This is a genomic window from Nocardioides candidus (assembly GCF_041321175.1).
GTDB lineage: Bacteria > Actinomycetota > Actinomycetes > Propionibacteriales > Nocardioidaceae > Nocardioides.
The window spans coordinates 1,529,621-1,554,454 of sequence record NZ_JBGGWC010000001.1 but is presented as its reverse complement, the minus strand read 5'-3'; the positions used below and the strand labels follow the sequence as shown (position 1 = coordinate 1,554,454).

The 24,834-nt window shown below is 72.8% G+C and carries 25 protein-coding genes and 1 tRNA gene; 9 read left to right on the top strand and 17 right to left on the bottom strand.

The window, feature by feature from the left end; all coding sequences use genetic code 11:
• Window positions 1-241: 241 nt before the first annotated feature.
• Entirely contained in the window at window positions 242-1,606 is a 1,365-nt protein-coding gene (locus tag ACAX67_RS07775) for a hypothetical protein (protein ID WP_370703238.1), read from the bottom strand.
• A gap of 103 nt (window positions 1,607-1,709) precedes the next feature.
• On the opposite strand from ACAX67_RS07775, the gene dapD reads away from it, so the two are divergent.
• The 3 genes from dapD to ACAX67_RS07760 all read left to right on the top strand — a co-directional run bounded on the left by dapD (window position 1,710) and on the right by ACAX67_RS07760 (window position 4,150).
• The gene (gene dapD / locus ACAX67_RS07770) at window positions 1,710-2,648 is read left to right on the top strand and encodes a 2,3,4,5-tetrahydropyridine-2,6-dicarboxylate N-succinyltransferase (RefSeq protein WP_370703237.1); all 939 of its coding nucleotides are present in this window, start codon (window positions 1,710-1,712) and stop codon (window positions 2,646-2,648) included.
• A gap of 48 nt (window positions 2,649-2,696) precedes the next feature.
• Complete coding sequence (locus tag ACAX67_RS07765; protein ID WP_370703236.1) at window positions 2,697-3,656, top strand: VldE C-terminal domain-containing protein; 960 nt, start codon at window positions 2,697-2,699, stop codon at window positions 3,654-3,656.
• A gap of 107 nt (window positions 3,657-3,763) precedes the next feature.
• Window positions 3,764-4,150, top strand: a complete 387-nt coding sequence (locus tag ACAX67_RS07760; RefSeq protein ID WP_370703235.1) for a hypothetical protein — start codon at window positions 3,764-3,766, stop codon at window positions 4,148-4,150.
• Window positions 4,151-4,163: 13 nt separating this feature from the next.
• Here ACAX67_RS07760 and ACAX67_RS07755 read toward each other — a convergent pair whose 3' ends face one another.
• From ACAX67_RS07755 to fdxA, 3 genes are read right to left on the bottom strand one after another with little or no spacing between them, the layout of a single operon-like run.
• Window positions 4,164-4,979 (bottom strand): CE1 family esterase, encoded by an 816-nt coding sequence (locus ACAX67_RS07755; protein WP_370703234.1) that lies wholly within the window; start codon window positions 4,977-4,979, stop codon window positions 4,164-4,166.
• Between the two features lie 17 nt (window positions 4,980-4,996).
• Window positions 4,997-6,112 (bottom strand): succinyldiaminopimelate transaminase, encoded by a 1,116-nt coding sequence (dapC, locus tag ACAX67_RS07750; protein ID WP_370703233.1) that lies wholly within the window; start codon window positions 6,110-6,112, stop codon window positions 4,997-4,999.
• 8 nt (window positions 6,113-6,120) lie between these two features.
• Window positions 6,121-6,447, bottom strand: coding sequence for a ferredoxin (gene fdxA, locus ACAX67_RS07745; RefSeq protein WP_370703232.1), 327 nt, complete (start codon window positions 6,445-6,447; stop codon window positions 6,121-6,123).
• Window positions 6,448-6,524: 77 nt separating this feature from the next.
• Between fdxA and ACAX67_RS07740 the strand changes: the two genes are divergently transcribed.
• Window positions 6,525-7,493 carry a GNAT family N-acetyltransferase gene (locus ACAX67_RS07740; RefSeq protein ID WP_370703231.1) on the top strand — a complete coding sequence of 323 codons (969 nt, stop codon included), beginning with the start codon at window positions 6,525-6,527 and terminating at the stop codon, window positions 7,491-7,493.
• On the opposite strand, the gene ACAX67_RS07735 is transcribed toward ACAX67_RS07740, so the two are convergent.
• The 4 genes from ACAX67_RS07735 to ACAX67_RS07720 all read right to left on the bottom strand — a co-directional run bounded on the left by ACAX67_RS07735 (window position 7,463) and on the right by ACAX67_RS07720 (window position 12,241).
• Window positions 7,463-8,500, bottom strand: coding sequence for a beta-propeller domain-containing protein (locus tag ACAX67_RS07735; protein WP_370703230.1), 1,038 nt, complete (start codon window positions 8,498-8,500; stop codon window positions 7,463-7,465). The two genes, ACAX67_RS07740 and ACAX67_RS07735, sit on opposite strands and share 31 nt — an antisense overlap.
• Before the next feature lie 180 nt (window positions 8,501-8,680).
• Window positions 8,681-10,030: an HNH endonuclease signature motif containing protein gene (locus ACAX67_RS07730; RefSeq protein WP_370703229.1), complete on the bottom strand. Its 1,350-nt coding sequence runs from the start codon at window positions 10,028-10,030 to the stop codon at window positions 8,681-8,683.
• Window positions 10,031-10,346: 316 nt separating this feature from the next.
• Window positions 10,347-10,844, bottom strand: a complete 498-nt coding sequence (locus tag ACAX67_RS07725) for a GNAT family N-acetyltransferase (protein WP_370703228.1) — start codon at window positions 10,842-10,844, stop codon at window positions 10,347-10,349.
• The gene (locus ACAX67_RS07720) at window positions 10,841-12,241 is read right to left on the bottom strand and encodes a cystathionine beta-synthase (RefSeq protein WP_370703227.1); all 1,401 of its coding nucleotides are present in this window, start codon (window positions 12,239-12,241) and stop codon (window positions 10,841-10,843) included. Before ACAX67_RS07720 ends, ACAX67_RS07725 begins: the two co-directional genes overlap by 4 nt.
• Before the next feature lie 41 nt (window positions 12,242-12,282).
• Between ACAX67_RS07720 and ACAX67_RS07715 the strand changes: the two genes are divergently transcribed.
• The 5 genes from ACAX67_RS07715 to ACAX67_RS07695 all read left to right on the top strand — a co-directional run bounded on the left by ACAX67_RS07715 (window position 12,283) and on the right by ACAX67_RS07695 (window position 17,469).
• The gene (locus ACAX67_RS07715) at window positions 12,283-13,332 is read left to right on the top strand and encodes an SGNH/GDSL hydrolase family protein (RefSeq protein WP_370703226.1); all 1,050 of its coding nucleotides are present in this window, start codon (window positions 12,283-12,285) and stop codon (window positions 13,330-13,332) included.
• 87 nt (window positions 13,333-13,419) lie between these two features.
• On the top strand, window positions 13,420-14,199 hold the full coding sequence (locus ACAX67_RS07710) for an ABC transporter ATP-binding protein (protein ID WP_370703225.1): 780 nt from the start codon (window positions 13,420-13,422) through the stop codon (window positions 14,197-14,199).
• Complete coding sequence (locus ACAX67_RS07705; RefSeq protein WP_370703224.1) at window positions 14,196-15,581, top strand: FtsX-like permease family protein; 1,386 nt, start codon at window positions 14,196-14,198, stop codon at window positions 15,579-15,581. The genes ACAX67_RS07710 and ACAX67_RS07705 overlap by 4 nt, the downstream gene beginning before the upstream one ends.
• On the top strand, window positions 15,578-16,819 hold the full coding sequence (locus ACAX67_RS07700; RefSeq protein ID WP_370703223.1) for a sensor histidine kinase: 1,242 nt from the start codon (window positions 15,578-15,580) through the stop codon (window positions 16,817-16,819). Before ACAX67_RS07705 ends, ACAX67_RS07700 begins: the two co-directional genes overlap by 4 nt.
• A 2-nt stretch (window positions 16,820-16,821) precedes the next feature.
• A complete protein-coding gene (locus ACAX67_RS07695; protein ID WP_370703647.1) occupies window positions 16,822-17,469 on the top strand; it encodes a LuxR C-terminal-related transcriptional regulator in 648 nt (215 codons plus the stop codon).
• Between the two features lie 86 nt (window positions 17,470-17,555).
• On the opposite strand, the gene ACAX67_RS07690 is transcribed toward ACAX67_RS07695, so the two are convergent.
• From ACAX67_RS07690 to ACAX67_RS07650, 9 genes are all read right to left on the bottom strand, one after another.
• On the bottom strand, window positions 17,556-18,401 hold the full coding sequence (locus tag ACAX67_RS07690; RefSeq protein ID WP_370703222.1) for a Bax inhibitor-1/YccA family protein: 846 nt from the start codon (window positions 18,399-18,401) through the stop codon (window positions 17,556-17,558).
• Window positions 18,402-18,502: 101 nt separating this feature from the next.
• Window positions 18,503-20,035: a glycoside hydrolase family 5 protein gene (locus tag ACAX67_RS07685; RefSeq protein WP_370703221.1), complete on the bottom strand. Its 1,533-nt coding sequence runs from the start codon at window positions 20,033-20,035 to the stop codon at window positions 18,503-18,505.
• Window positions 20,036-20,067: 32 nt separating this feature from the next.
• Entirely contained in the window at window positions 20,068-20,781 is a 714-nt protein-coding gene (locus ACAX67_RS07680) for an SAM-dependent methyltransferase (protein WP_370703220.1), read from the bottom strand.
• A 1-nt stretch (window position 20,782) separates the two neighbouring features.
• Window positions 20,783-20,856: transfer RNA gene (locus ACAX67_RS07675), tRNA-Leu, on the bottom strand.
• A gap of 24 nt (window positions 20,857-20,880) precedes the next feature.
• Window positions 20,881-21,447 carry a peptide deformylase gene (gene def / locus ACAX67_RS07670; RefSeq protein WP_370703219.1) on the bottom strand — a complete coding sequence of 189 codons (567 nt, stop codon included), beginning with the start codon at window positions 21,445-21,447 and terminating at the stop codon, window positions 20,881-20,883.
• Window positions 21,444-21,986, bottom strand: coding sequence for a glycine cleavage system transcriptional repressor (locus tag ACAX67_RS07665; RefSeq protein WP_370703218.1), 543 nt, complete (start codon window positions 21,984-21,986; stop codon window positions 21,444-21,446). The genes def and ACAX67_RS07665 overlap by 4 nt, the downstream gene beginning before the upstream one ends.
• 47 nt (window positions 21,987-22,033) lie before the next feature.
• A complete protein-coding gene (locus ACAX67_RS07660; RefSeq protein ID WP_370703217.1) occupies window positions 22,034-23,368 on the bottom strand; it encodes a protein kinase family protein in 1,335 nt (444 codons plus the stop codon).
• A 69-nt stretch (window positions 23,369-23,437) separates the two neighbouring features.
• Window positions 23,438-24,349, bottom strand: coding sequence for a Ppx/GppA phosphatase family protein (locus ACAX67_RS07655; RefSeq protein WP_370703216.1), 912 nt, complete (start codon window positions 24,347-24,349; stop codon window positions 23,438-23,440).
• Window positions 24,346-24,834: a DUF501 domain-containing protein gene (locus ACAX67_RS07650; protein ID WP_370703215.1), complete on the bottom strand. Its 489-nt coding sequence runs from the start codon at window positions 24,832-24,834 to the stop codon at window positions 24,346-24,348. The genes ACAX67_RS07655 and ACAX67_RS07650 overlap by 4 nt, the downstream gene beginning before the upstream one ends.

Here is a 24,834-nt window from a genome sequence, read left to right as displayed (position 1 = left end):
TTGCTCCGAGGACGACTCTCGCCGCGGTACCACCTCGATTGCCCCTGCGGGACCACTCGTTGTCGGCTGTGACGGGCCTACCCGCCGGGTTCTACTGGGCCCCCCGCGCCGGCGGAACCGTTCTTCCCGGGGCTCGCCGCTGATGACGGCTCGAGCGCCTGTGTCCCCAGCGTACGGCGTCGGCCCCACCGATCGCCAACCAGATCGTTCGCGGCAGCCGAGCAGGAGGTCCGACGCGCGACTACGGCCCGACGGCGTACTGGACCCGGTCGCAGCAGGTGGGCTCCGAGGTGCCGTCCTCCCGGAGCCAGGTGACCGCGGCGAGGCCGGCGTCGTTCATCGCGAGGTCGTTGTCGAAGGCGTCCCGTCCGAAGGCCGACACCACCTGGGCCGGTCCGAGCAGGCCGGACACCGAGCGCGTCCGCACCACGATGCGCTCCCAGAAGGTCTCGTCGAGCTGGGTGAACGACACCACGGCGGCACCGGTAGGAGCGACGGCCACGTGCGGCTGACGGGCGGTCGTCGTGGTGCGGGCGTAGTCGGTCGGACCGAGGTCGCCGGCTGCCTCCATGTCGCGCAGCACGACCTCCGTGCCGCAGCAGAACTTGTCCTCCTGCCACGCGAACACGGCCCTTCCGCTGTCACTGATCCCCACCTCGCCCCACCCGGTGGTCGCGTCGTCGTCGACGTCATGGGTGTTGAGCGAGATGCGGCGGGCGGGCCCGAGGGTGCTGCCGCCACCGACGAGCGTCAGGAAGCGGGCGTGGAGCGAGGTGTAGTCGGCGTTCTCGCGGGCCCAGGCGACCACGGCGTGCCCGTCGGGACTGATCGCGACGGCCGGCGTGCTCGCCTCCTGCCCCTGCGGCGTGAGGACCCGGAGCGCGCCCAGCGCGCCGTCGACACTGCGCGTGCGGGCCTCCACGCGGGTGTCCGTGCCGTCGGCACGGGTCCACGCGACCACCGCGGTGCCGTCGCCGTCCACCGCGAGGGCGAGCGGCCCGTCGGCGACTCCGTCGCGGGACATCGACTGCCACTCCGCCGACGCCGATCCGGCGGCCGTGATCGTGCGCGCGACCACGCGGTAGGTGCCGGCGAACGACGCCTGCCACACGACCACTGCGTCGCCCGACGGTCCCACGGCGACCTCCGGGGCCGGGGCGCGCGTGGCCGCTCCGGCGCCGACCCCCGCACTCAGGAAGCGGAACGTCGACAAGGTGCCGTCGACGTCCCGGACGCGCGCCAGCACGATGTAGTCCCCCGTCGCCCCGTCGTGCTGCCCCCACACGACGATCGCGCGGCCGGCACCGTCGACCGCCACGGCAGGAGCCGTGGCGTCCCGGCCGGCCATGGACAGCGTCTGGGTGGCGCCGAGGTCACCGGTGCTGCCACGGCGCACCCGCAGCTGGACCCGCCAGTCCCCGTCCGCGTCCTGACGCAGCCACGCGAACGCCGCGTCGCCGCCGGGGCCAACGTCGGTCACCGGGGAAGCGGCGTTGGCGCCCGGAGCCGAGAGCGTCGGGGGCGTCGTGGGCCAGCCCTGCGCTGCTGCCGGGAGAACGAGCGGCGAGGCGAGGGCGGCCAGGAGGGCGAGCAGGCGTCGGGGCACCGCCCGACGGTAAGGGTCCCCTGTCCCCGTTCGTGGGGTTTCCCAACGTTCTTAACCGACGGCGACGGCAGGGGCGGGCGGCGTACCCATAGAATCAGCACACGTGACTGCTGCTTGGGGCTACGGCCTGACGACCTACGCGTCCGACGACTCGGTGCTCGACACCTGGTTCCCCGCGCCCGCGCTCGGCGAGGCGCCCGACGGCGCCGAGGCGCCCGACGAGCTCGTGACGCTCCAAGGCAGCGACAAGGTCCGCGCGGTGGAGAAGCGGGTCTCCCTCGTCGAGATCGCCGACCTCTCGGCGTCGCCGGCCTCCGCGACCGACGTGTGGCTGCGGCTGCACCTGCTCTCCCACCGCCTCGTGAAGCCTCACGAGGTCAACCTCGACGGCATCTTCGGGCTGCTCGGCAACGTGGTGTGGACCAGCGCCGGACCCTGCGCCGTCGCCGGCTTCGAGACGACCCGCGCGCGGCTGCGGGGCGCCGGCCTCAACGCCACGGTGTACGGCGTCGACAAGTTCCCCCGCATGGTCGACTACGTGCTCCCGACCGGCGTCCGCATCGCCGATGCCGACCGCGTGCGCCTGGGCGCCCACCTGGCCGAGGGCACGACCGTGATGCACGAGGGCTTCGTGAACTACAACGCCGGCACCCTGGGTGCGTCGATGGTCGAGGGCCGCATCTCCGCGGGAGTCGTCGTGGGCGACGGGTCCGACGTGGGCGGCGGCGCCTCGATCATGGGCACCCTCTCGGGCGGTGGCAAGGAGGTCGTCTCGATCGGCCGGCGTTGCCTGCTCGGTGCCAACGCCGGCGTCGGCATCTCGCTCGGCGACGACTGCGTCGTCGAGGCCGGTTGCTACGTCACCGCCGGCACCAAGGTGCTCGTGCACGTGCCGGGCGCCGACCCGCGGGTGATGAAGGCGCGCGACCTCTCCGGCGCGAGCAACGTGCTCTTCCGCCGCAACAGCCAGTCCGGGGCGGTCGAGGCGGTGCCGTGGCACAGCGAGGGCATCACCCTCAACGCCGCCCTGCATGCCAACTGACCGCGCGTCGCGCCTCGGTCCTCACCACCCGTCTCGGACACTCGGAGCATGAGGGGGCGTGCATTCGCGATCGTGGTCGGGCTGGGCGCCCTCGCGATCGTCGCGGCGGTCGGCTTCGCGGTCTTCCACGCCGTCGACGACATCGTGTCCGGCCCGAGCGGTGACTGCAGCGCCACTGTCGCCGGCCACCACGTGGAGATCTCCGGGGACCAGGCCGAGAACGCGACCCTGATCGCCGCGATCGGCGTGCGGCGCGGGCTGCCCGCGCGCGCCGTGTCGATCGCCCTGGCGGCGGCCTTCCAGGAGTCGAAGCTCACCAACATCGACTACGGCGACCGGGACTCCGTCGGCCTGTTCCAGCAGCGGCCCTCCCAGGGCTGGGGCACCGTGCAGCAGCTGCAGGACCCCGAGTACGCCACCAACGCCTTCTACGACGCGCTCGTCAAGGTCGACGGCTACGAGGACATGGAGATCACCGAGGCGGCCCAGCACGTGCAGCGATCGGCCTACCCGAGCGCCTACGCCGACCACGAGGAGGACGCCCGCGCCCTGGCGTCCGCCCTGACGGGCTACTCCCCCGCCAGCTTCACCTGCGACCTCGACGGCGGCGCGCCGTCGGCCGATCAGGACCTGCTCGACTCGGGGCTCACGGCGCGTGCCGACGCCGTACGCGAGGACGTCCTGGAGCGCTTCGGAGACCTCGACCTCGGCGGCTTCGCGCCGGGCGGGGTGACCGACGGGCACATGGAGGGATCGGCCCACTACGAGGGCCGCGCCATCGACATCTTCTACCGCCCGGTCAACGAGTCCAACAACGTCCGCGGCTGGGCGATGGCCCACTACCTCGTCGGCAACGCGGCCCGGCTCGACATCCGCACCGTCATCTTCGACGACCGGATCTGGACGGCCGGACGCGACGGCTGGCGCGACTACGACCCTCCGGAGCGGTCGGGGTCGATCGAGATCCTCGAGCACCGCGACCACGTCCACGTCGACGTGTTCGGGTGAGCCGCCGGCACGGGTAGAGAAAACTTTCGGGGATCCGGGAACTCGGGGCCGGTCGGGCTGCATCCACACGGCACAACACCACCGACCCCCTCCCGAAAGGCACGACCATGAACGCCAAGACCATCGCCCTCCGCACCGCCACCGGCTCCCTCCTCGGCCTCGCTGCCGCCGCTGCGGTCGCTGCCACCCCCGGCGCCGCTCACGCGACCACGCTGGCCCACTCCACCGTGACGATCCAGGCCGAGGGCACCGACCTCTCCGGCCACGTCAGCAGCACCCTCGGATCCTGCGTCGACGGGCGCACGGTCATCGTCTACAAGCAGGTCGGCACCCGCGGCGGCGGCGACGACATCCGCTTCGCGATGGACACCGCCGACGAGGACGGCAGCTGGAACACCGGCAACACCGGCACCGAGGGCAAGTTCTACGCCAAGGTGAAGCGGACCTCGCTGTGCAAGAAGGACTTCAGCCCCACCATCACGGCTCACCGCTGAGCGCGTCCGTCCCTCACCTGTCGAGCGGGTGGGCCACGAAGAAGTCCCAGACCAGGCGTGTCGCCGGGCGGGGCCACTCGTGGCCCATCCGCTCGACGGCGTACACGACGTGCTCCGCCCCTCGGGCGCACTGCTCGACGGTCAGGCGGGCCCTGCGCGCCCCAAGGCGTACGGCGGAAGCCGGCGCCGCGCGGCAGCCCGCCGCCCGCGCCCACTGCCGGTTGACGGGTGCGAAGCCCGGCGCGAGGTCGTCGGCAGTGCCCTGGAAGGTGATCAGCGAGGGCACCCGCAGCAGGTCGAAGCCGCTGTCGCTCACCCCGCTCACCGGTGCGAACGCCGCAATCCGGTCCGCCTGGCTGCGGGCGAGGTCGTAGACGGCGGTCGCGCCGCGGGAGAAACCGGCGGCGTAGATGCGCCGCTGGTCGATCCTCCACTCCTCGGCCAGCCGGTCGAGCAGCGCGGGGACCTCGTCCGGTCCGCCGTAGTTGTCCGGGTAGACGACGAGGAAGCCCTCCCGGTCGGCCAGGGCGTCGAAGCGGGTCGCCTCGGCCATCGTCTCGGGTGTCCCGGGATTGCCGTGGAGGACGAGCACCACCGGCAGCGGACCGAGCCGGCCGGCCCGTGGCGGGGCGTGCAGCACGTAGCGCAGCTCGGTGCCGTCCGGCAGCGGGACCGCCGGCTCCGTGGCGCTGGTCGGCAGGTCACCCGGGGCGCTCGGGTCCGCAGCGGGGCCGCTGCCGCCCCTGCCGTCGCCGCCGTCGCCGCCGTCGTCACAGGCGGCGCAGGCACACAGCACGATCAGCACGATCCCGAGGAGCAACCGGCGCATGCGCCGACGGTAGCTCCTCAGGACATGGTCGCGAGCCGAGCTGCGGCCGCGGCGACCCGCTCGTCGGTGGCCGTGAAGGCCACGCGCACGTGGCGCGATCCCGCGGCGCCGTAGAACGCACCGGGAGCCACCAGGATGCCGAGCTCGGCGAGCTCGGCGACGGTCGCCCAGCAGTCGGGGCCGTCCAGGCCGCGCGTCGCCCACAGGTAGAGCGAAGCCTCGGAGTGGTCGATGGTGAAACCGGCGCCTTCGAGCGCGGCGCGGAGCGTGGCGCGGCGGGCGGCGTAGCGCGCGTGCTGCTCCAGGCTGTGCTCGTCGTCCGCGAGCACCGCCGCCAGCACCCGCTGCTGCGGACCGGGCATCTGGAGCCCGAGGTTCTTGCGCACCGCCAGCAGCTCGGCCACCACCGCGCGGTCGCCGGCGACGAAGGCGCAGCGGTAGCCCGCGAGGTTGCTGCGCTTGGACATCGAGTGCACGGCGAGGATGCCTTCGTGGCTGCCCCCGCAGACGTCGGGGTGCAGCACCGAGAGGGCGTCGGCCTCCCAGCAGCACTCGATGTAGCACTCGTCGGACACCAGGAGCACGCCACGCTCGCGGCACCAGTCGACGACCTTCTTCAGGTGCTCCTTCGGGAGCACCCGGCCGGTCGGGTTGGACGGGGAGTTGATCCAGAGCAGCCGTGGCGTCTCCGGCCCGAGCGCCGTCAGCGCGTCGGTGGCCAGGGTGCGCGCTCCGACCAGCGCGGCGCCGACCTCGTAGGTCGGGTAGGCCAGCGTGGGGAAGACCACGAGGTCACCCGGACCCACGCCGAGGTGCAGCGGCAGGGAGGCGATCAGCTCCTTGGAGCCGACGACCGGCAGCACCTGGTCGATGTCCAGGCCCGTCACGCCGTGGCGGCGCGCGAACCAGTCGACGGCGGCCTGCCGCGTCTCGGCCAGGCCGATCGTGAGCGGGTAGCCCGGCGAGTCGGCGGCCGCGCGGAGCGCCGCCTGGGCAACCTCGGGGGTCGGGTCGACAGGGGTGCCGACGGAGAGGTCGACGATGCCGTCAGCGTGCGCGCGCGCCTGCTCGGCGTACGACGTCAGCCGGTCCCACGGGAAGTCGGGGAGCCGAGCGGAGACCCGGTGGGCCACCGGGTCGATCAGTGGTCCTGGTTCTGCGGCGGGAGCGCCGCGATGAACTCGTGGTCCTTGTCGATCTCACCCATCTTGGCCGCGCCGCCGGGCGAGCCGAGGTCGTCGAAGAACTTGACGTTGGCGTCGTAGTAGTCCTTCCACTCCTCCGGCACGTCGTCCTCGTAGAAGATCGCCTCGACGGGGCAGACCGGCTCGCACGCGCCGCAGTCGACGCACTCGTCGGGGTGGATGTAGAGCATCCGCTTGCCCTCGTAGATGCAGTCGACGGGACACTCGTCGACGCAAGCACGGTCCTTGAGGTCGACGCAGGGCTGGGAGATGACGTAGGTCACCGGATCCTCCTGATGACTGCAGAGCGGATGCGGACACGAAACGTTTTCATGTCGGCACGCAGCCTAGTATCCCGGGAGTGACGACGGAGCACGACCCTCGGGAAACGGGACGGCACCTCCTCGGGCCGCACGTCGTCGGGCAGCGCGTGGTGGTCCGTCGTCTGGTCCGCGGCGAGACCGGTCCGAGCGGCGGTCCGGCCCTCACCGACCTGCTCGGCGTGTGCCTGGCGTGGGGCGACGGCCGGTGCGTCGTCCAACCCGAGACGGGCGATCCGGTCGAGATCGCGCTCGCCGACATCGTGTCCGGCAAGCCGGTCCCGCCCCGGCCGTCGGTCCGGATGCGCGTCTCGTCGCGCGACGCGGAGCTGCACGCCGCCTCGCTCTGGTCGACCGTCACGACACGACCGCTCGGCGACTGGGTGCTGCGCACCGACACCGCACCGGTCGGCCGGCTCCGGCGGCGGGCCAACTCCTGCCTCGCCTTCGGCGACCCGGGCGTCCCCTTCCCCGAGGCCGAGGTCCAGGTCAGGTCCTTCTACGACACGATCGGACGGCCGACGTACGTCCAGGTCGAGGCGGGCTCCGCCCAGGACGAGGCGTTCGCCGCCGCAGGATGGCAGCACGACCCGACCGGCGACGCCGAGCTGCGTCTCGCCGGCGTCTCGGCCGTACGACGCCGGATCGGCCGGGTGCCCGACCTGGCCCACCTGACGGCCACCGGGCCGCGCGCGGTCGCGACCGTCTCCGACGGCAGCGGTGTGCTCGCGCGCGGCGAGGCGGCCGTCGACGGTGACTGGATCGGGGTCCACGGCGTCGAGGTCGAATCCACCCACCGTCGCCAGGGCCTGGCGACCGCGGTGCTCTCCGAGCTGCTCGGGTGGGGCGCCGAGCAGGGCGCGACCACGGCCTGGCTGCACGTCGAGGTCGACAACGTCCCCGCGCTCTCCTGGTACGACGTCCTGGGGCTGGCGCCCCACCACACCTGCCGCTACCTCACCCCGCCGGACCAGGGCGGCTACGGCTTCCTGCGCCAGTCGGGTGCGTAGAGGTAGACGCCTTCCTTGGCCGGCAGCACGGTCTTCAGGTGCGTCCCGTTCGGATTCACGATCTGCAGGCGCGACCCGTTGGTGAACACGATCTTGCGACCGTCGGGTGACCAGTCGGGGTCCTCGGGGCAGCCCTTGGAGTAGGACACCGAGCCGACGTTGCCGTTGAGGCGGTAGGACCTGATGCTCCCGTCACAGAACGCGCGGGGCTCCGACTCCCAGTAGGCGATCTCGTCGGAGTCGGGTGACCAGCTCGCTCCGCCGAAGCTGTAGGTGTAGTGACCGACCCGGGTCAGGTCGGTGCCGTCGAGTCGGATCGTGAAGAACGAGCCGAAGTAGTAGTCGTAGCCGTCGTCGGCGTAGTCGTCGCGAAGCATCTCGAAGGCGAGCGTCTCGCCGTCCGGCGACAAGGTCGGTGCCGCCGCGATGCTCCACTCGTCGTAGTTGTCGTAGGGCTCCTCGAGGTCGGCGACCAGCGGCAGGTCGATCGGCAGCGACTCCTCCTCGCCGGTGGCGAGGGTGTGGAGCACCCAGGTCGGGTCGGTGCCCTCGGGCACACCGGAGATGTTGCGCACCACCAGGATCTGCTTGCCCGACGGCATCCAGCCGACGAGGTCGCCGTCAGCCACCTTCTTCTTGCCCGACCCGTCTGCCTTCATCACCCAGACCGCGTCCGGCCGCTGGTAGGCGATGCGACGACCGGAGGGTGCCCAGATCGGCAGTCCGACGTCGTGCGAGCGCGTGAGGCGCTTGCCGTCGGTCCCGTTGGGGCGCACCGTGAATATGTCCGAGCGCTCGTCAGGGCCGGGCGTGTGCAGCACCCGGTAGTGCTTCACGTAGGCGATCCGGTCGTTGACGCCGGCGAACGTGGCCCGCTGCTGCGTCGGCCCCGCGGCGTGCGCGGAGGATGGGGCGGGCGTGGCATCGGCCTCGGGCACCAGGACCGCGGAGAGTGACCCAGCGGCCACCGCCAGGCCGAGAAAGGCAGCGGCACCTCGTCGAGACATCGGGGGCTCCTCGTGGATGGGGCTGTTGACGGTACGTAACCACATCTGCGCTGTCGATCGGCCAAAAGGACGAACTCCGTGGCTCGGCGGACCCGGGCGTGCCTGTAGCCCCGCCATTGCTGCTGGGTGGCGGGGTGTGGGGTGGGGTGGTCAGTGGTGGGGTGGTCAGTGGTGGGGTGGTCAGTGGTGGGGTGGGTCGGTGGTGTGGGGGTGGGTGGTGAGGGGGTGGGTGCCGGTGGGGTCGACGAGGTAGCTGCTGGTGGGGAGGGTCCAGTGGTAGGTGCCGGGGTGGAGGACCTGGTAGGTGGCGTGGTGGGCGGTCTTCATGCGGTGGTGGCCTCGGCAGAGGGGGGCGAGGTTGCACGGGCAGGTGGGGCCGCCGGTGTGGTGGGGGTGGATGTGGTCGAGGTCGCAGCGTTGGGCGGGTTTGGTGCAGTGGGGGAAGACGCAGTGGGGGTCGCGGAGCTGGACCTGGGTGCGGAGCCGGTCGGGGATCTCGTAGGCGTCCACGGGCTGGTGCCCGGCCAGGTCGAGGACGGGCCTGATCGTCACCTTCGCGTCGCTTGAGACGTCACTGAGGATGTCGGTGAGGTGGCCGGGGAGCAGGGGGTGGTTGCCGTGGCGGGTGAGGGTGGCGTCGGCGGAGAGGTGGTAGACGATCTCGGTGGTCCGCCCGGGGATGACCCGGGTGATCTCCCCGGTGACGGGGTCGGCGAGGGGTAGGTCGAGCATCAGGTCATCGCGGGCGAGCTCGCCGAGGGCTTTGGCACGACGCACGTCGAGGGTGTCGTGGTCGCCGCACTGGCCCAGGAGCGTGGCGCGGCGTTGGATGGCTTGTTCGAGGTCGAGAGCATCCTCGACGTCCAGGGCGGTGGTTCCGTAGGCGATGCCGGTGGCATCGACGTTGTCCAGACCCAGGTCGACACCGCGGTGCTCGGCGGCGTTCTTCCGCTTCTCCTCCGCTGCTTGGGGGTCGAACCGGATCAGGGCTTCTTCGACGAGGCGTTGGATCTGGATCCAGGTGATGGTGGGGGCGAAGGGTGCGAGGTGCCGGTCGACGTAGGCGGCAGCATCCATGGGCAGGCATCTGGTGTGGTCGGCGATGCGGAGGGCTTTCCAGACCGGGACGTCCCCGGACAGGAGGCGGTCCCAGGTGTGGGGCAGGCGGTGGGAGAGCTCGAGGACCTGGCCGATGTAGCTGCGCCCGGAATCCAGGCTGCGTCCCAGGAGTGCGGAGAGCTCCATGACCGCGAAGTCGCTGATCAGGGGTGCGCCCGGTCCCGCGACGGGAAGGCCGGTGTCCAGGCCCCGTTCGGTGATCGTGGCGGCAGCGGACTCATCGGACACGATGTGGAGGAGGGCCCAGTCCGCGATCTTCTTGACCTTCACGATCTCCTGCTCAGTGATCACCGATTGCGCGTCACGGATCCCGACCAGCAGCTCATCGTTGGGTGAGGGCGCGGCCGGCTCGCGGGCCTCGACCCGCGGGGTGGCGGGGAGGTCGAAGAGCGAGGCGGTCCCGAGTTCCATGTTCTGTATTCAACACGGGACCTCCGACACTTCGGGGTGGAGCGAGGACGGGCTGTGGACAACGGGTGGTGGGTACGTCGCCGCGTCTCGATACGCCGTCACTCGTTCCTCGCGGCAGCTACTCGTCGCACTCCTGCGTCCGTCACCACCAGGAGCACCTCACGCCTCCTCCCAACCAAGGTAGGGCCCGGGGGACCGCACCTCGACCCCAGCGGCGCGCAACCCCGTTATCCAAAAATTGGGACCGGCCACCGGAGACTAGGCCGGTGGGTACGTCGCGGCGTCTCGATACGCCGTCGCTCGTTCCTCGCGACGGCTACTCGACGAGGGAGGCGCCGAGCGCCTGCAGCCGGTCGCCGTCGACGCGGTAGGTCGTCCAGCCCTTCATGGGCCGGCCGCCGAGCGCGTCGTAGAAGCTGATGGCCGGCTCGTTCCAGTCGAGCACGACCCACTCGAAGCGGGCGTAGCCGCGGTCGATCGCGATCCGGGCGAGTGCGACCAGGCAGGCGCGGCCGAAGCCCGAGCCCCGGTGCTCGGGCTCGACGAAGAGGTCCTCGAGGTAGATGCCGGGCTGACCGGTCCAGGTCGAGTAGCTGCGGTACCAGACCGCCACGCCGACCACCCGGCCGTCGACCTCGGCGACGAGCGCGGACGCGACGGCGTCGGGGCCGAAGAGCCACCGCTCCACGAGCTCCGGGGTGTTGACGACGGCGTCGGGCTCGCGCTCGTAGTCCGCGAGCGCCTGGATCAACCGCACGATGTCGGCAGCGTCGGCGGCGGTCGCTTCTCGGATGCCGTCGGGGAGGGAGCTCATCCGCGGGCGAGGAAGGTGAGCAGGTCCTGACGGGTGAGTACGCCGACAGGCTTGCCGTCCTCCTGCACGAGCACCGCGTCCGCCGACTCGAGCATGGCGACGGCGTCGCGCGCGTCCTCGGTGGAGCCGACCGTGGGCAGCGGCGGCGACATGTGCTGCTCGACCGGGTCGGTGAGCCGCGCGCGGCCGGCGTAGAGGGCGTCGAGCAGGGCCCGGTCCGACACGGAGCCCGCGACCTCCGCGGCGACGATGGGCGGCTCGGCCCGGACCACGGGCATCTGCGAGACGGCGTACTCCTGCAGGATCGCGACGGCCTCGGCGACGGTCTCGCTGGGGTGCGTGTGCACGAGGTCGGGCAGGCGGCCGGACTTGCCACGCAGCACCTCGCCGACGGTCTGCGCGGCCGACGGCGCGCCGGTCGCGAAGCCGTAGGTCGCGAGCCACTCGTCGTTGAAGACCTTGGTCAGGTAGCCGCGGCCGGAGTCGGGCAGCAGCACCACGATCACGGCGTCCGCACCTTCCGGGGTCGCGGCGAGCTCGCGCGCCAGCTGGGCAGCGGCGAACGCGGCCATGCCGGAGGAGCCGCCGACGAGCAGCGCCTGCTCGCGGGCCAGGCGTCGCGTGTAGGCGAAGGAGTCGGCGTCGCTGACCTCGATGACGCGGTCGGCGATCGACCGGTCGTAGGTGTCGGGCCAGAAGTCCTCGCCCACGCCCTCGACGAGGTAGGGGCGGCCGGTGCCGCCGGAGTAGACGGAGCCGGCGGGGTCGGCGCCGACCACCTTGATCTCGGGGTTCTGCTCCTTGAGGTAGCGGCCGACGCCGCTGATCGTGCCGCCGGTGCCCATGCCGGTCACGAAGTGGGTGATCCGGCCCTCGGTCTGGCGCCAGATCTCGGGCCCGGTCTCCTCGTAGTGCGAGCGGGGGTTGTGCGGGTTGGAGTACTGGTCGGGCTTCCACGCGCCCGGCTGCGAGGCGAGCCGGTCGGAGACGTTGTAGTAGCTGTCGGGGTGCTCCGGCGCGACGGCCGTCGGGCAGACGACCACCTCGGCGCCGTACGCCTTGAGGACGTTGCGCTTGTCCTCGCTGACCTTGTCGGGGCACACGAAGGTGCACTTGTAGCCCTTCGCCTGCGCCACCATGGCCAGCCCCACGCCGGTGTTGCCCGACGTCGGCTCGACGATGGTGCCGCCGGGCTGCAGCTCGCCCGACGCCTCGGCGGCCTCGATCATCCGGGTCGCGATCCGGTCCTTCACCGAGCCACCCGGGTTGAGGTACTCGATCTTCGCCAGCAGCAGCGGTGACGAGGTGGCGTCGTCGGTGATGCCGACGACCTGGTCCGAGAGCTTCACCAGCGGGGTGTTGCCGATGAGCTCGAGCAGGGACTCGACGTACTCCATGCCCTCAACCTAGACGACGGGCCCATCCGTAAAGTGGGGCCGTGAGCAAAGCCTCGGCAGCACGCAAGCTGGCCGCCGCCGCCCTGTACGGCGGCGGTGGTGTGTCTGCTGTCGGCGCCGGCCTCTACGGCGTGATGGTGGCCGAAGCCAAGCTCGCCCGGCGCATCATCGGCGAGGTCCGCGAGGAGCCGCCGCCGGACGCGACCGGGTGGTACGGGCGGGGTCGCCCCGGCCCGGCTATCCGCGTCGCCCTCCTGGGCGACTCGAGTGCCGCGGGCTACGGCGTCGACCGCGTCGAGGAGACCCCCGGCGCGCTGGTCGCGAGCGGCATCGCCGAGCACGCCGACCGCCGGGTCTACCTCAAGGAGTTCTGCGTCGTCGGGGCACGATCCTCCGACCTCGCGGCCCAGGTCGACCGCGCCCTGCTCATCGAGCCCGAGGTCGCCGTCATCCTCATCGGCGCCAACGACGTCACCCACACGGTCATGCCGTCTGCGTCGGTGCGTCACCTCTCCGAGGGCGTACGACGGCTCACCGCTGCCGGCGCGAAGGTGGTCGTCGGCACCTGCCCCGACCTCGGCACGGTGCAGCCGATCGCGCCGCCGCTGAAGCAGGTCGCCCGGACGTGGTCGCGCCGCCTGGCTGCCGCGCAGACCATCGCCACGATCGCGGAGCACGGCCGCACGGTGTCGCTGGGCGACGTGCTCGGTCCCGAGTTCGCGGCCGCGCCGGCGCTGCTCTTCGGGCCCGACCAGTTCCACCCCTCGGTGGAGGGATACCGCGCGCTGGCCAACGTGCTCATCCCCTCGGTGCTCGCGGCCCTCGACGAGGGCCTCGCCGACGAGCTCGACCTCGAGGCCTACCGCGGCGAGGGCGTGCTGCCCGTCTCCCGGGCGGCCATCCGCGCCGTCAACGCGCCCGGCACCGAGCTGGGCGGCACCGAGGTCGCCGGCCGCCGCGCCGGGGTCCGCGGGCTCTGGGTCGAGCTGCGCCACCGGCGCCGTCGCCCGCAGGCCCCTGCCGAAGCCCCCTCGGAGCACGAGGCCGACCAGGCCGCGGTCGCCGAGGAGTCGGACGTCCCCCAGCAGTAGCCGCCCCGAGGAAGGGGGCCTAGGCCTACCCCTGCTGGCGGTCCAGCACCATCGCCCGCGACGTCGCCGGTTCCTAGCGTCGTCGGCATGGACATCCACACCACACCCAGTGCCCCGGAGGCACCCGCCCTGGCCGTCCTCGGACTCGGCCACTCCTACGGCGCCGGACCCACCGCGGTCCGCGCGCTCGACCACGTCGACCTCGCCTTCGCCCCGAGCACCTTCACCGCGGTGATGGGGCCGTCGGGCTCGGGCAAGTCGACCTTCCTCACCTGCGCCGGCGGCCTCGAGCGGCCGACGAACGGCACCGTCGTCGTCGCCGGCCAGGACCTCACCGCGCTCGGCGAGGACGACCGCACCCGCGCCCGCCGCGAGCGGATCGGGTTCGTCTTCCAGTCCTTCCACCTGCTGCCCTACCTGACCGCCCAGCAGAACGTCGCCCTCCCCCTGCGCCTCGCCGGACGCCGGGTCACCGCCGCCGACCGGGCCCGCATCGCGGCCCTGCTCGACCGCGTCGGCCTCGAGGGGCGGCACGCCCGATTGCCCGGCGAGCTGTCCGGCGGGCAGCAGCAGCGCGTCGCGATCGCGCGGGCGCTCGCGACGGGTCCGGCCGTCGTACTCGCCGACGAGCCGACGGGCGCACTCGACTCCCACACCGCCGGCGAGGTGCTGGCCCTGCTCCGCAGCTGCGTCGACGAGCTCGCGCAGACGGTGGTGATGGTCACCCACGACCCGGTGGCGGCGTCATACGCCGACCGCGTCGTCTTCCTCGTCGACGGCCGCGTCGCCGGGTCGATGGAGGCACCGACCGCCGAGGCGGTCTCCGGCCAGCTCGCCCACCTCGACCAGCTGGTGGTTCCGGCATGAGCGCGCTCACCCGGCCTGGCCTGGCCTGGGCGTCACTGCGCCACCGGCCGACGGCGTTCGTCGCCACCTTCGCCGCGGTGGTCCTGGGGACCGCGATGATCGGCTCCTTCGCCACGCTCGTCCAGACCGCCGGCGGTGCCGGCGTCTCCAGTGCCGATGCGGAGACGTTGACCATCATGGGCGCCGTCGTCGGTGGGTGGGGCTCCGCGATCGTCCTCTTCTCGGTCGCCTCCACCCTCGCGATCACGGTGCGCCAGCGCGAGACCGAGATCGGCCTGGTGCGTGCCATCGGCGCCACCCCGCGGCAGGCGGCGCGGATGATCCGCACCGAGGCGCTGTTGGTCTCCGGCGCGGCGGCCGTCTGCGGCGCCCTCGTCGCGTCGGTCACGGGCCGCGCGCTGCTGGTGATGCTGCGCGGTGGTGGCTTGGTCGCCTCCGACGTGGAGTACGGCGGCGGGCCCGCCTCCCTCGGTAGCGCGGCCGTCCTCGTGGTGCTGACGGCGGCGCTCGCCGCCGCGGTCACCGCCCGCCGGGCGACCCGCGGACCGGCGACCGTCGTGCTGCGCGGCTCGGGCCCGGAGACCGGGCGGATGCGCTGGTGGCGGGTCGCGGGGGGCCTCGTGCTCATCGCCTACGGCGCGGGCATGGCGGTCGTGACGATCACCGTGACCGCGCACGCCGACGATCCCTACGAAGCGATGCAGACGTCCGGGTCGAGCTCGATCCTGGTCGGCCTCGGCCTCGCCGTGCTGGCGCCCGTGCTCCTGCGGCTGGCGTCCACGCCGGTCCGTGCCGTCCTGGACCGCACGGGCAGCGGCAGCGCCAGCGGGCACCTGGCCACGGCGAACGTGAGCCGGCGGTCCCACCTCCTGGCTGCGGTGCTCGCCCCCGTGATCGTGCTGACGTCGGCCTCGGTCGGGACGCTGATGCTGGTCGGCATCGACGGTCGCACCCTCGACCGCAGCCTCCCGGGCGCGGACGACGCCGACACCATCACGCTCCTCAACGACGTCGTGGTCGGCATGATCTCGCTGTTCGCCGCGATCATGGTCGTCAACGCGTTCGCGGCCGTCGTCAGCCAGCGCCGCGCCGAGCTGCGGCGTCTCTGGCTGGTCGGCGCCACGCCGTCCGACGTCGAGCGGTCCGTCGTGGTCGAGGCGGGGATCGTCGCCGCCGTCGGGGTCGTGCTGGGCTCGATCGCCGCGCTCGCGACCATCGTGCCGTTCGCCGTCGCCCGCCACGAGGGTGTCGTGCCCGACGGCGGCCTGTGGCTCCCCCCGCTCCTCGTCGCCGGCGTCGTCGTCCTCACCCTCCTGGCCGCGCGGGGCACCGTCCGCCCCGCTCTGCGGCAGGTGGTCCGCAGCGGAGCCGGGTCCCGGTGACAGACTTCCTCGCCATGGGCAGCCTGCTCGCTCCGGTGCCGCGTGCGTGGCCGGTCGACCGCGACACCGTGGTCGACCGGCTCCGGCTCACGCTCGCCGGAGCGGGCCAGGCCCTCGTCGGCATCCCGGCAGGGCTGGTCGTGGGGATCCTCTGGGTGGTCGGTGTCGCGACGATCCCCGCGGTCGCGGGACTCGTCCTGCTGGCGGCCGCGGTCCCCGCGGGCCGCGCGCTGGCCGACGTGCACCGGCGCATCGCCGGCCAGCTCCTCGGCGAGCAGGTCGAGGCCGACTACCTGACCCTTGCCCCGAGCCTCGGCGGCCGGTTGCTCGGCTGGGTCCGCGACCCGGCCCGGTGGCGCGACTTCGCCCACCTGTGGTTCTCCGCGACCGGCGGGTTCGTGCTCTCGGCGCTGCCGCCGCTCCTGCTCCTCGCGCCGGTCGCTCACGTCGTCCTGCTCGCCGTGGACCCGAGCGGGCTGTGGCTCGTGGTCACCCTGCTCGACGGTCCCCTGCTCCTCGTCTGGTGGCTGACCACCCCGCACCTGCTGCGGGGGCGGGCACTCGCCGACCGCACCATCCTCGGGCACTCCCGGGTCGCGGAGCTCGAGGAGCGCGTCGCAGCCGTCGAGGAGACCCGCACCGAGTCCCTCGACCACCAGGCCGCCGAGATCCGCCGCATCGAGCGCGACCTCCACGACGGTGCCCAGGCCCGCATCGCGGCGGTCGGCATGAACGTCGGGCTGGCCGAGAAGCTCATCGGCTCCGAGCCGGAGACCGCGGCCGCCCTACTGCGGGAGGCGCGGGAGACGACCCTGTCGGCGCTCGAGGAGCTGCGGTCCGTCGTACGCGGGATCCATCCGCCGGCCCTCGCCGACCGCGGGCTCGCCGGCGCCGTGGAAGCCCTGGCCGTGCCGATCCCGCTCCCCGTGACCGTCTCGGTGACGCTGCCTGCACTGCCCCCGCCGGTGGAGTCGGCCACCTACTTCGCCGTCGCGGAGTGCCTGGCCAACGTGGTCAAGCACGCCTCCGCCACCCGCGCCTGGGTGACCGCGCAGCACGACGGCGCGCGGCTCGTGGTCGTCGTCGGCGACGACGGCAACGGCGGGGCGGACCCCGAGGGCAGCGGGCTCGCGGGGGTCGCGCGGCGGCTCGCGGCGTTCGACGGCACGATGAGCGTCGACAGCCCCGGCGGTGGACCGACCGTGGTCCGGATGGAGGTGCCGTGCCCGGCAGCGTGACGTTGAGGGCCGTGCTCGCCGAGGACCAGGCCCTGCTCCGCGTGGGTCTGACCCGCATCCTCGAGGCCGGCGGCATCGAGGTGGCCGAGGCCGTCGACAACGCTCCGGCTCTTGCGCGGGCGCTCGAGCGCGACGACTTCGACGTCGCGATCCTCGACGTGCGTCTCCCGCCCACGCACACCACCGAGGGCATCGAGGCCGCCGTCGCCGCCCGCGCACGACGCCCGGGACTGCCGGTCCTCGTGCTCAGCCAGTTCGTCGAGGCCCTCTACGCCCGCGACCTGCTGGCCGGGGGCGAGGGAGCCGTCGGCTACCTGCTCAAGGACCGGGTCGCCGACGTCGACGCATTCCTCGAGAGCGTCGACCGGGTGGCCTCCGGCGGCACCGTGCTCGACCCCGAGGTGGTCGCCGCGCTGGTCAGCGGCGCCGCCCGGCCACGCCCGCTGGCACGGCTCACCCCGCGCGAGCAGGAGGTGCTCGGCCTGATGGCCGAGGGCCGCTCCAACGCCGCGATCGCGGCCCGGATGTTCGTCACCGAGAAGGCCGTCGGCAAGCACACCAACAACATCTTCGCCAAGCTCGAGCTGCCGCCCGCGGCGGACGACAACCGTCGCGTGCTCGCGGTCCTGGCCTGGCTCGACGGCGCCTGACGGTCCCGCTGAAATGCCGGAGGGCCCCGGATCGCTCCGGGGCCCTCCGCTGGTCGAGGCGGTCGCGCGGCGACCGCCTCGAGACCTCAGTTGTCCTGCAGGATCGCCAGGATGCGGAGCAGGTTGGTGTAGATCCAGACCAGGCTCACGGTGAGGGCGAACGACGCCCGCCACGACTCGCGTGCCGGGAGCCCGTTGCGGACGCCCTGCTCGATGAAGTCGAAGTCGAGGATCAGCATGAAGACACCGAGCACGAGGCCGGCGACGGCGAAGAGCAGCCCGAGCGGGCCGAAGCCGAAGAGGCCGAGGCCCGAGCTGAACAGGCTGAGCACGACCTCGAGCAGGCCCAGGGCGACCATGCCGAACATCGCCGCCACGACGAACGTGCGGAACTTCTGGCCGACCTTGATGTCGAAGAACTTGTACGCCGCCAGGGTGCCCGCGAACGCTGCGAACGTGCCGACGACGGCCTGCACGACGATGCCGCCGTAGCCGGAGTCCACGCCGTAGAAGGCGTCGTAGATCTTGCTCAGCGCGCCGAGCGCGACACCCTCGAGGGCCGCGAACGCGATCACGAGAGCCGGGCTGACGACCCGCTTGAACGAGTTCACCATCGACAGTGCGAACGCGCCGAGGCTGCCGATCATCAGCGCGGCGCCGAGGCCGGCGATCGCGTTGTCGGCGGTGTCCGGGTCGCTGACGTCGCCCGTGAGCATCCACGTTGCCGCAGCGGTGAGGACCACCACACCCAGCGTGATCGCGGTCGACTGCACGACCGTGTCGATCGTCATCCGGTCGGTGGTGGCGGGAGCGGGCGGCGCGTAGCCACCGCCCTGGGTGCCGTAGCCCGGAGGCGCGTAGCCCTGGGACGAGCCGTAGGACGCCCGGTTGAACTCCTCCGAGCGACGGAAGACGGGGTTGTTGCTCTGCATGCTCTCCTCCGAGGGATGCCGGGTAGGTGGCCCCAGTCTAGGAGCCAGATACCTGTGCAACGTATCGGTGAGCGTGGGCGTTCCCCACGAGGGGGCCGGTTTCAGCCGAGCGCAGCGATCCGGACCGTGACCGTGCCGGCGCCCGAGGGGGTCACGTCGACCATGCGGCCGGGGCGTCGTACGGCGGTGCCTCCGTCGACCACCACCCGGTAGCCGTCGGGGTAGTGCAGGGGGCTGACGAAGACCTCCGTCGGCTGGGTGATCCGCAGGTCCGGCTTGTAGCGCAGCAGGAAGTCGCCGGTGTCGATGTCGAAGGACATCTTGGTGGGCGTCCCCGCGACCGCCTGGGCGTAGGTGCGCACCAGGCGCCGCAGCTTCTCCGCCTTGACGCTGCCCAGGTCCGCGTCGTCGGTGAACATGCCCTGCGCGTCGTCGGCCGTCGTCGGGTCGTCCCAGCGCTTGTAAGCCCAGTGCAGCCAGCTCATCAGGTGCTCGTCGGCGACGTCGGCGTCGATCTCGACCGCGCGGAGGTTGTCGGTGGCGCCCCACTCGCTCATCATCGGCACCGCGTTGATGTGCGCGGCCTGCTCGAGGGCGTGGTCCTCGCGGTCACGGCTGAAGGCCCAGCAGTTCTCGACGTTGCCGCCGGGGATGCCCTGCGACTCGAGGAAGACGTCCTGGCAGTAGTTGTGCCAGGACAGGCCCAGGCGCCGCTCCCCCGCCATCGGCTCGAGGTAGGTCGGCACCTTCTGGCCGCCGGCGAGCTGCTGCGGCTCCCACCACACGATGTTCTGGCGGTCGATCCCGCGGATGGCGGTGGTCGCCTTCTCCAGCGCCGGCTGGAGCTCCTTGGTGTACGACGCCTTGCAGCCCGCCTTCAGGCAGAAGGGCCACTCCAGGCCCATCCACGGCTCGTTGATGAGGTCGTAGCCCATCAGGTAGGGCTGGCCCTGCCACCAGCGCACTGCGACCTTCCACGCGTCGACCCAGCCGTCGAGGAGCCCGTGCTCGTTGGCCCAGAACTGGTCGAAGACCGTCGAGACCTCGGGCGTCCAGTAGCCCATCGGGAAGGGCAGGTTGACCGGCGGGAGCAGGTTGAAGGGGGCCGGGCGGATCATCGCCCAGTCCGGCACTCCCTCGCCGCCGTACGTCTCGTGCCACATGTCCTGGTGCGCGTCGAGCTGCATGTAGATGCCCTGGGCCGCGAGCAGGTCCATCACCCGCTGCCAGCGCGCGCGGTAGGTCTCGTCGCCGACCCCGTCCCGCTCGGGCGTGATGCCGGCCCAGAGGGTGCCGAGGCGCACGCCGTTGAACCCGTAGCGCTTCAGCCACCGGGCGTCGGCGTTGGTGAACCCGGCCGCCGTCGCCGGCGGGGCGTACGGCGCCCGCTTCCACACGAGGTTGAACCCGTGCACGATCACGACCCGGCCGTACTGGTCGACCAGCCACCGGCCCTTCCGGCGCAGCTGGGGCGCTGGGTCGGGCTCGGTCGCCGCGGTGGTCGCGGTGGTCGCGGTCGACACGGCGACAGCCGGGTGGTCGCGCTGGTCGGCGCGGGCCGTGGGCGCCTGCCCGATCCCGAGGGCGACGGCGGCCGCGACCAGCGCGATAGAACACGTTCTACGGCGGCTCACGGTGGCACAACGAGGCGGCGGCCCGAAGGTGACTACTGGCGCCGCCGCAGCCGCACGACCGTGTCGCGCACCGCCATCGGCCCGTCGTCGGTCTGCTGCTCGCGGTCCTGCACCTCGGCGACCTCGATCGCCCAGTCGTCCGACGATCCGCCCTCAAGCCCGAGCGTCGCGAGCAGCTGCTCGGGCGGGAAGAGCAGGCCCGGCCCGTGCGGACGCCGCACGCCGCTGTCGACGTCGTGCGGGTGGTGGGCGACGACCAGCAGCCGGCCGTCCGTCGCCACGGCCGCGGCGAGCTTGCGGTAGACGTCGTCGAAGTCCTCGCGCGGCACGTGCATGAAGTGCGCCGAGACCAGGTCGTAGCCCTCCCGACGACGGCGGTGGTGCGGCGGGTGGGTGCCCAGGACGTCGTACTCCCCCACCTTGACGCGGTTGTCGACCTTCCGCTCGATCGCGTGCTGGACGGTGCGCTGCAGCGCCACCCGCGAGACGTCGACCGCGGTGACCTGCCAGCCCTGCTCGGCGAGCCAGATCGCGTCGGCTCCCTCGCCGCACCCCACGTCGAGCGCGTGGCCGGGCGTCAGGTCGGCGGTCTGCTCGACCAGGCGCCGGTTGGGGTTGCCGCTCCAGACGCGGTCGCTCCCGCCGTACCTCTCGTCCCAGAACTCCCGGGTCAGTGCCTCCCGCAGCTCCTCGAGGCTCGCGTCGTCGTGGTGGTCGTGGTTGCGGTCGTGCCTGTGGTGCTTCACGTGCCCCCGCTGGGGTTCGAACCCAGACTGGGTCGCTTTTAAGGCGACTTCCTCTACCGGTTGGGATACGGGGGCGAGTACGACGTCAGCCAGTCTGGTTCATAGGTAGGTCTGACGGGGGTGCACCGCGTGGGCGCCGGCCACGCGGTCGAGGAAGAGTAGTCCCTGGCAGTGGTCCATCTCGTGCTGGAGGGCACGCGCCTCGAATGCATCGGTGGCGACGGTCACCTGCTCCCCCGTGCCCGGCAGCTGGCCCGTCACCACGACGCGGCTCGCCCGCTTCACGTCGCCGGTGAGGTCCGGCACGCTCATGCAGCCCTCGCGGGCGCGCTCGTTGCGGCTCGCCTCGACCAGCTCGGCGTTGCAGAGCACGAACGTGCCGTGGTGGGTCCTCGCCTTCGGGTGCTCGGAGACGTCGACGCAGAAGATCCGTGCGGCGACGCCGACCTGCTGCGCCGCGAGCCCGACGCACCCGGGACTGACCCGCATGGTCGCCACGAGGTCGGCGGCCAGCTGGACCCACTCGGCCGCGGTGGGGTCGACCGGCTCACCGGCCGTGGCGAGCACCGCGTCAGGAGCGCGTACGACGTCGAGCACGCGGCCCTCGACGCCGAGCTCGGTCTCGGTCCAGGCAGCGAGGCGGTCGCTGCCGGCGGCCTCGCTCACAGCTCGTCGGTCTCCGCCGGCCGGAGCGTCGCGGTGACGCCGAGCCCGGCGGCGGCGTCCTTGATCGACGACTCGACCGCTCCCGGATCCGCACCGGCCGGGAGCGCGAGCTCGGCGACGAGCAGGTAGAGGTCGCCGGAGAGGCGGGTCGTCAGGTCGGTGATGTTGCCACCCGCCTCGGCGACCTCGCCCACGATCGCGGAGACGATGCCGGGCCGGTCGCCGCCGTGCACGGTCAGCACCCACGCGCTCGTGCCCTCGGTCGGCGTCGGCTCGTCGGTGACCGGACGCACCGACACGTCGAGGTCGCCGTCGACCGTCAGCGGCGACAGTGCGTGCTCGATCTCGCTCGGCGCGACCCGCCCGTCGGCGCCCTCCGTCGAGCAGACCAGCATCATGGCGAAGTGGCCGCGCAGGAGCGTCATCGTCGAGTCCTCGATGTTGATGCCCAGCCCGGCCAGCCCCGCGGTGACCTCGGCGATGATGCCCGGGCGGTCGTGCCCCAGGACGGTGACGGCGTAGAGGCGCGCGGAAGACATGGCCCCATCCTCCCATCGGGCGCGGGCGGGGGACCCGCGGGAAGGCGTCAGTCGACCTTCACCTCGAGCGAGATGGTGCCCTGGTTGTCGCCGTACGCACCGGGCGCCCCGGCGAACCCGTAGCCGTCGGCGAACCCCAGGTAGAGCTTCTTCGCCCCGCTCGGCACCTTGACCTGTTGCGTGCTGCCGGCGCTGGTCTCGCCGTTGCCGATGAAGAACGGCTCTCCCAGGTCCGGCGTCTGCCGCTGCTGGTCGTTGGCGTCGGTGAGGTCGACGACGGCGTCGTCGGGCTGGGTGGGCTGGTCGTCGCCCACGAAGACACCGACGAGGAAGAGCGTGCGACTCGCGTGGGTCACGCCGGCGATGCCGTCGAACGCGGTCACTCCGGTGGAGCCGAACGACTGGTCGCCGCCGTCCGGCGACTCCGGCACGCAGCCGTCGCAGGCGCCGACCTTGCCGGTGACCTTGTCGAAGGTCACCTTGCCCGCGCCGTCGACGTCGACCTCGACCGGCGCCGTGCCGGGGTCGCTCAGCATCGCCTTCTCCTCGGCTCCCGCGCCGACGAGGTAGATGTCGGAGGTCGCCGGCACCGTGACGTCGTGCTTGTCGGGACCCGTCAGCACCACCACGGCGGCAGCGACCGCGCCGACGCCGAGGGCGCCGGCCGCGGCGATCGCGCCGACCTTGACGGCCACCCCCTTCGAGATCCCGCCCGCGGCGGCGTGCCCGCCCGTGTGGCCGCCCATCCCGACGGCACTGCCGGCACCCACCGAGGCGCCCGACCCGCCCCCGGCAGCGGTACCTGCCCCGGTGACGGCGGCGGCACCGGCCGAGCCGGCCGCACCGGCCGAGCCGGCGGCACCGGCCGCGGTCGCCGTACCTCCGGTCGCGAGCACGACCAGTGGCACCGCGCCGGCGGTGCCGACCGCCCCGAGGGTGATCGCGGCCGCGCGCCACTCGGGCCCGTGCCGCTGCTCGGCGAGCTGGTCGAGCGCGCGGACCATGTCGGCGGCCGAGCCTGGCCGGGCAGCCGGGTCCGCAGCGAGCACCGGTCCGAGCAGCCAGGCGACGCCGGGGTCGAGGTCGTCCACGCGGGGCGGCAGGGTCGGCTCACCACGGAACAGGTGCGCGAGCACCGCGGCGGCGGAGTAGAGGTCGCTGCGCGTGGTTGCGGGCTGCCCGCTGAGCACCTCGGGACTGGCGTACGCGTGGTCGACCGCGACGCCCCGCGCGAGGTGCACCGCGCCGGCATCGTCCACGAGCACCGTCGCGGTGCCGATCACGCCGCTGACGTCGCCCGCCGCGTGCAGCCGGGCCAGCTCTTCGAGCAGGCCTCGACCGATGCTCAGCACCTGCGGCTCCGACAACCTGGGAGCGGTCATGCTGCGGAAACTACGCGTGCCCCCGCGGCCGCCGCAGACGTTTGGCGAACCTTGTCCGTCGCGCCGCCGTCAGCCGACGAGGGACCAGGCGATCCCGTCGAGGATGTCCGTCTCCGAGACGGTGATCGTGGGCACGGTCGCCCGCCGCAGCACCCGGCTCACGATGAGCGCGCCGGCGTCGATCACGTCGAGCCGGCCGGGGTGGACGTAGCCGAGCGACAGCCGCTCCGCGCGCGTCATCCGCACCAGCTCGTCGACGGTGCGATGCACCGCGGCGACCTCGAGGACGCTGCCGTGGATCACGTCGCGGTCGTACGCCGACAGGCCCAGCACGCCCGCGGCGACCGTCGTCACGGTGCCGGCCACGCCGATCACGGAGGCGGCCGACGCCGGGTCGACCGGGCAGTCGTCGAGCGCGGCGTCGATCGCTGCCACGCAGGCCGCGACCTGCCCGGGCGTCGCGGGGTCACCGCCGAGGCAGCGCTCGTGGAGCCGGACCGAGCCGATGTCCATCGAGAAGGCCGCCTGCGGACCGGTCTCCCGGTCGCCGAGGATCAGTTCCGTCGAGCCGCCGCCGACGTCGAGCACGAGCACCGGCTCCGCTTCCGGGCCCGGGCCGGGTCCGGTGCCGCGCACGGCTCCGTCGAAGGCCAGCCGGGCCTCCTCCTCGCCCGACAGCACCTCAGGGTCGATGCCGAGCCTGGCCCGCACGCCTGCCGTGAAGTCTGCGGCGTTCGCCGCGTCGCGCGTCGCCGACGTGGCGCAGAAGCGGATCCGGTCGGCGCCGTGCTCGGCGACGAGGCCGGCGTACTCGTCGATCGCGGCGAACGCCCGTTCCAGCGCCTCCGGGGCGAGCCGCCCGGTCGCGTCGACCCCTTGGCCCAACCGGACCATCCGGCTCTCGCGGACCGCGACGTCGGGAAGGTCGCCGATCAGCAGCTTGATGGTGTTGGTGCCGCAGTCGATCGCAGCGACGGTCATGACACGCAGGGCCCCGACGCCCACCACTCACCGAGCAGCTCGAGCACCTCGTCGCCGAACGGGTTCACGCCCGGCCCGGCCGCGAGCGCGTGCGCGGCGAGCACGTGGAGGCACTTCACCCGCTCGGGCATGCCGCCCGCGGAGATGCCGTCGATCTCGGGCACGGCGTGGGCGTGGGCGGCCCCGACCTCCGCCCGGTCGGCGAGATAGGCCTCGTGAGCGGCGCGGTAGGCGGCGGCCAGCTCCGGATCGGCGGCGAGCCGGGCCTCCATCTCCCGCATCAGCCCGGAGGCCTCGAGGGTGCCGATGCGGGAGTTCACCCGCGGGCAGGTCAGGTAGTAGGTCGTCGGGAACGGGGTGCCGTTGGGCAGCCGCGGCTCGGTCGTCACCACGTCGGGGTTGCCGCACGGGCAGCGGTGGCCGATCGCGTGGATCCCGCGAGGCACCCGGCCGAGCTGCGCGGCGATGATCGCCTCGTCGCTCAC

What these genes read in the sequence shown, in the direction of transcription:
- ACAX67_RS07765 (WP_370703236.1), top strand. Translation starts at nt 2,697, where the DNA reads ATGAGGGGGCGTGCATTCGCGATCGTGGTCGGGCTGGGCGCCCTCGCG.
- ACAX67_RS07760 (WP_370703235.1), top strand. Translation starts at nt 3,764, where the DNA reads ATGAACGCCAAGACCATCGCCCTCCGCACCGCCACCGGCTCCCTCCTC.
- ACAX67_RS07755 (WP_370703234.1), bottom strand. Translation starts at nt 4,979, where the DNA reads ATGCGCCGGTTGCTCCTCGGGATCGTGCTGATCGTGCTGTGTGCCTGC.
- ACAX67_RS07735 (WP_370703230.1), bottom strand. Translation starts at nt 8,500, where the DNA reads ATGTCTCGACGAGGTGCCGCTGCCTTTCTCGGCCTGGCGGTGGCCGCT.
- ACAX67_RS07730 (WP_370703229.1), bottom strand. Translation starts at nt 10,030, where the DNA reads ATGGAACTCGGGACCGCCTCGCTCTTCGACCTCCCCGCCACCCCGCGG.
- ACAX67_RS07725 (WP_370703228.1), bottom strand. Translation starts at nt 10,844, where the DNA reads ATGAGCTCCCTCCCCGACGGCATCCGAGAAGCGACCGCCGCCGACGCT.
- ACAX67_RS07720 (WP_370703227.1), bottom strand. Translation starts at nt 12,241, where the DNA reads ATGGAGTACGTCGAGTCCCTGCTCGAGCTCATCGGCAACACCCCGCTG.
- ACAX67_RS07710 (WP_370703225.1), top strand. Translation starts at nt 13,420, where the DNA reads ATGGACATCCACACCACACCCAGTGCCCCGGAGGCACCCGCCCTGGCC.
- ACAX67_RS07705 (WP_370703224.1), top strand. Translation starts at nt 14,196, where the DNA reads ATGAGCGCGCTCACCCGGCCTGGCCTGGCCTGGGCGTCACTGCGCCAC.
- ACAX67_RS07690 (WP_370703222.1), bottom strand. Translation starts at nt 18,401, where the DNA reads ATGCAGAGCAACAACCCCGTCTTCCGTCGCTCGGAGGAGTTCAACCGG.
- ACAX67_RS07665 (WP_370703218.1), bottom strand. Translation starts at nt 21,986, where the DNA reads ATGTCTTCCGCGCGCCTCTACGCCGTCACCGTCCTGGGGCACGACCGC.
- ACAX67_RS07660 (WP_370703217.1), bottom strand. Translation starts at nt 23,368, where the DNA reads ATGACCGCTCCCAGGTTGTCGGAGCCGCAGGTGCTGAGCATCGGTCGA.
- ACAX67_RS07655 (WP_370703216.1), bottom strand. Translation starts at nt 24,349, where the DNA reads ATGACCGTCGCTGCGATCGACTGCGGCACCAACACCATCAAGCTGCTG.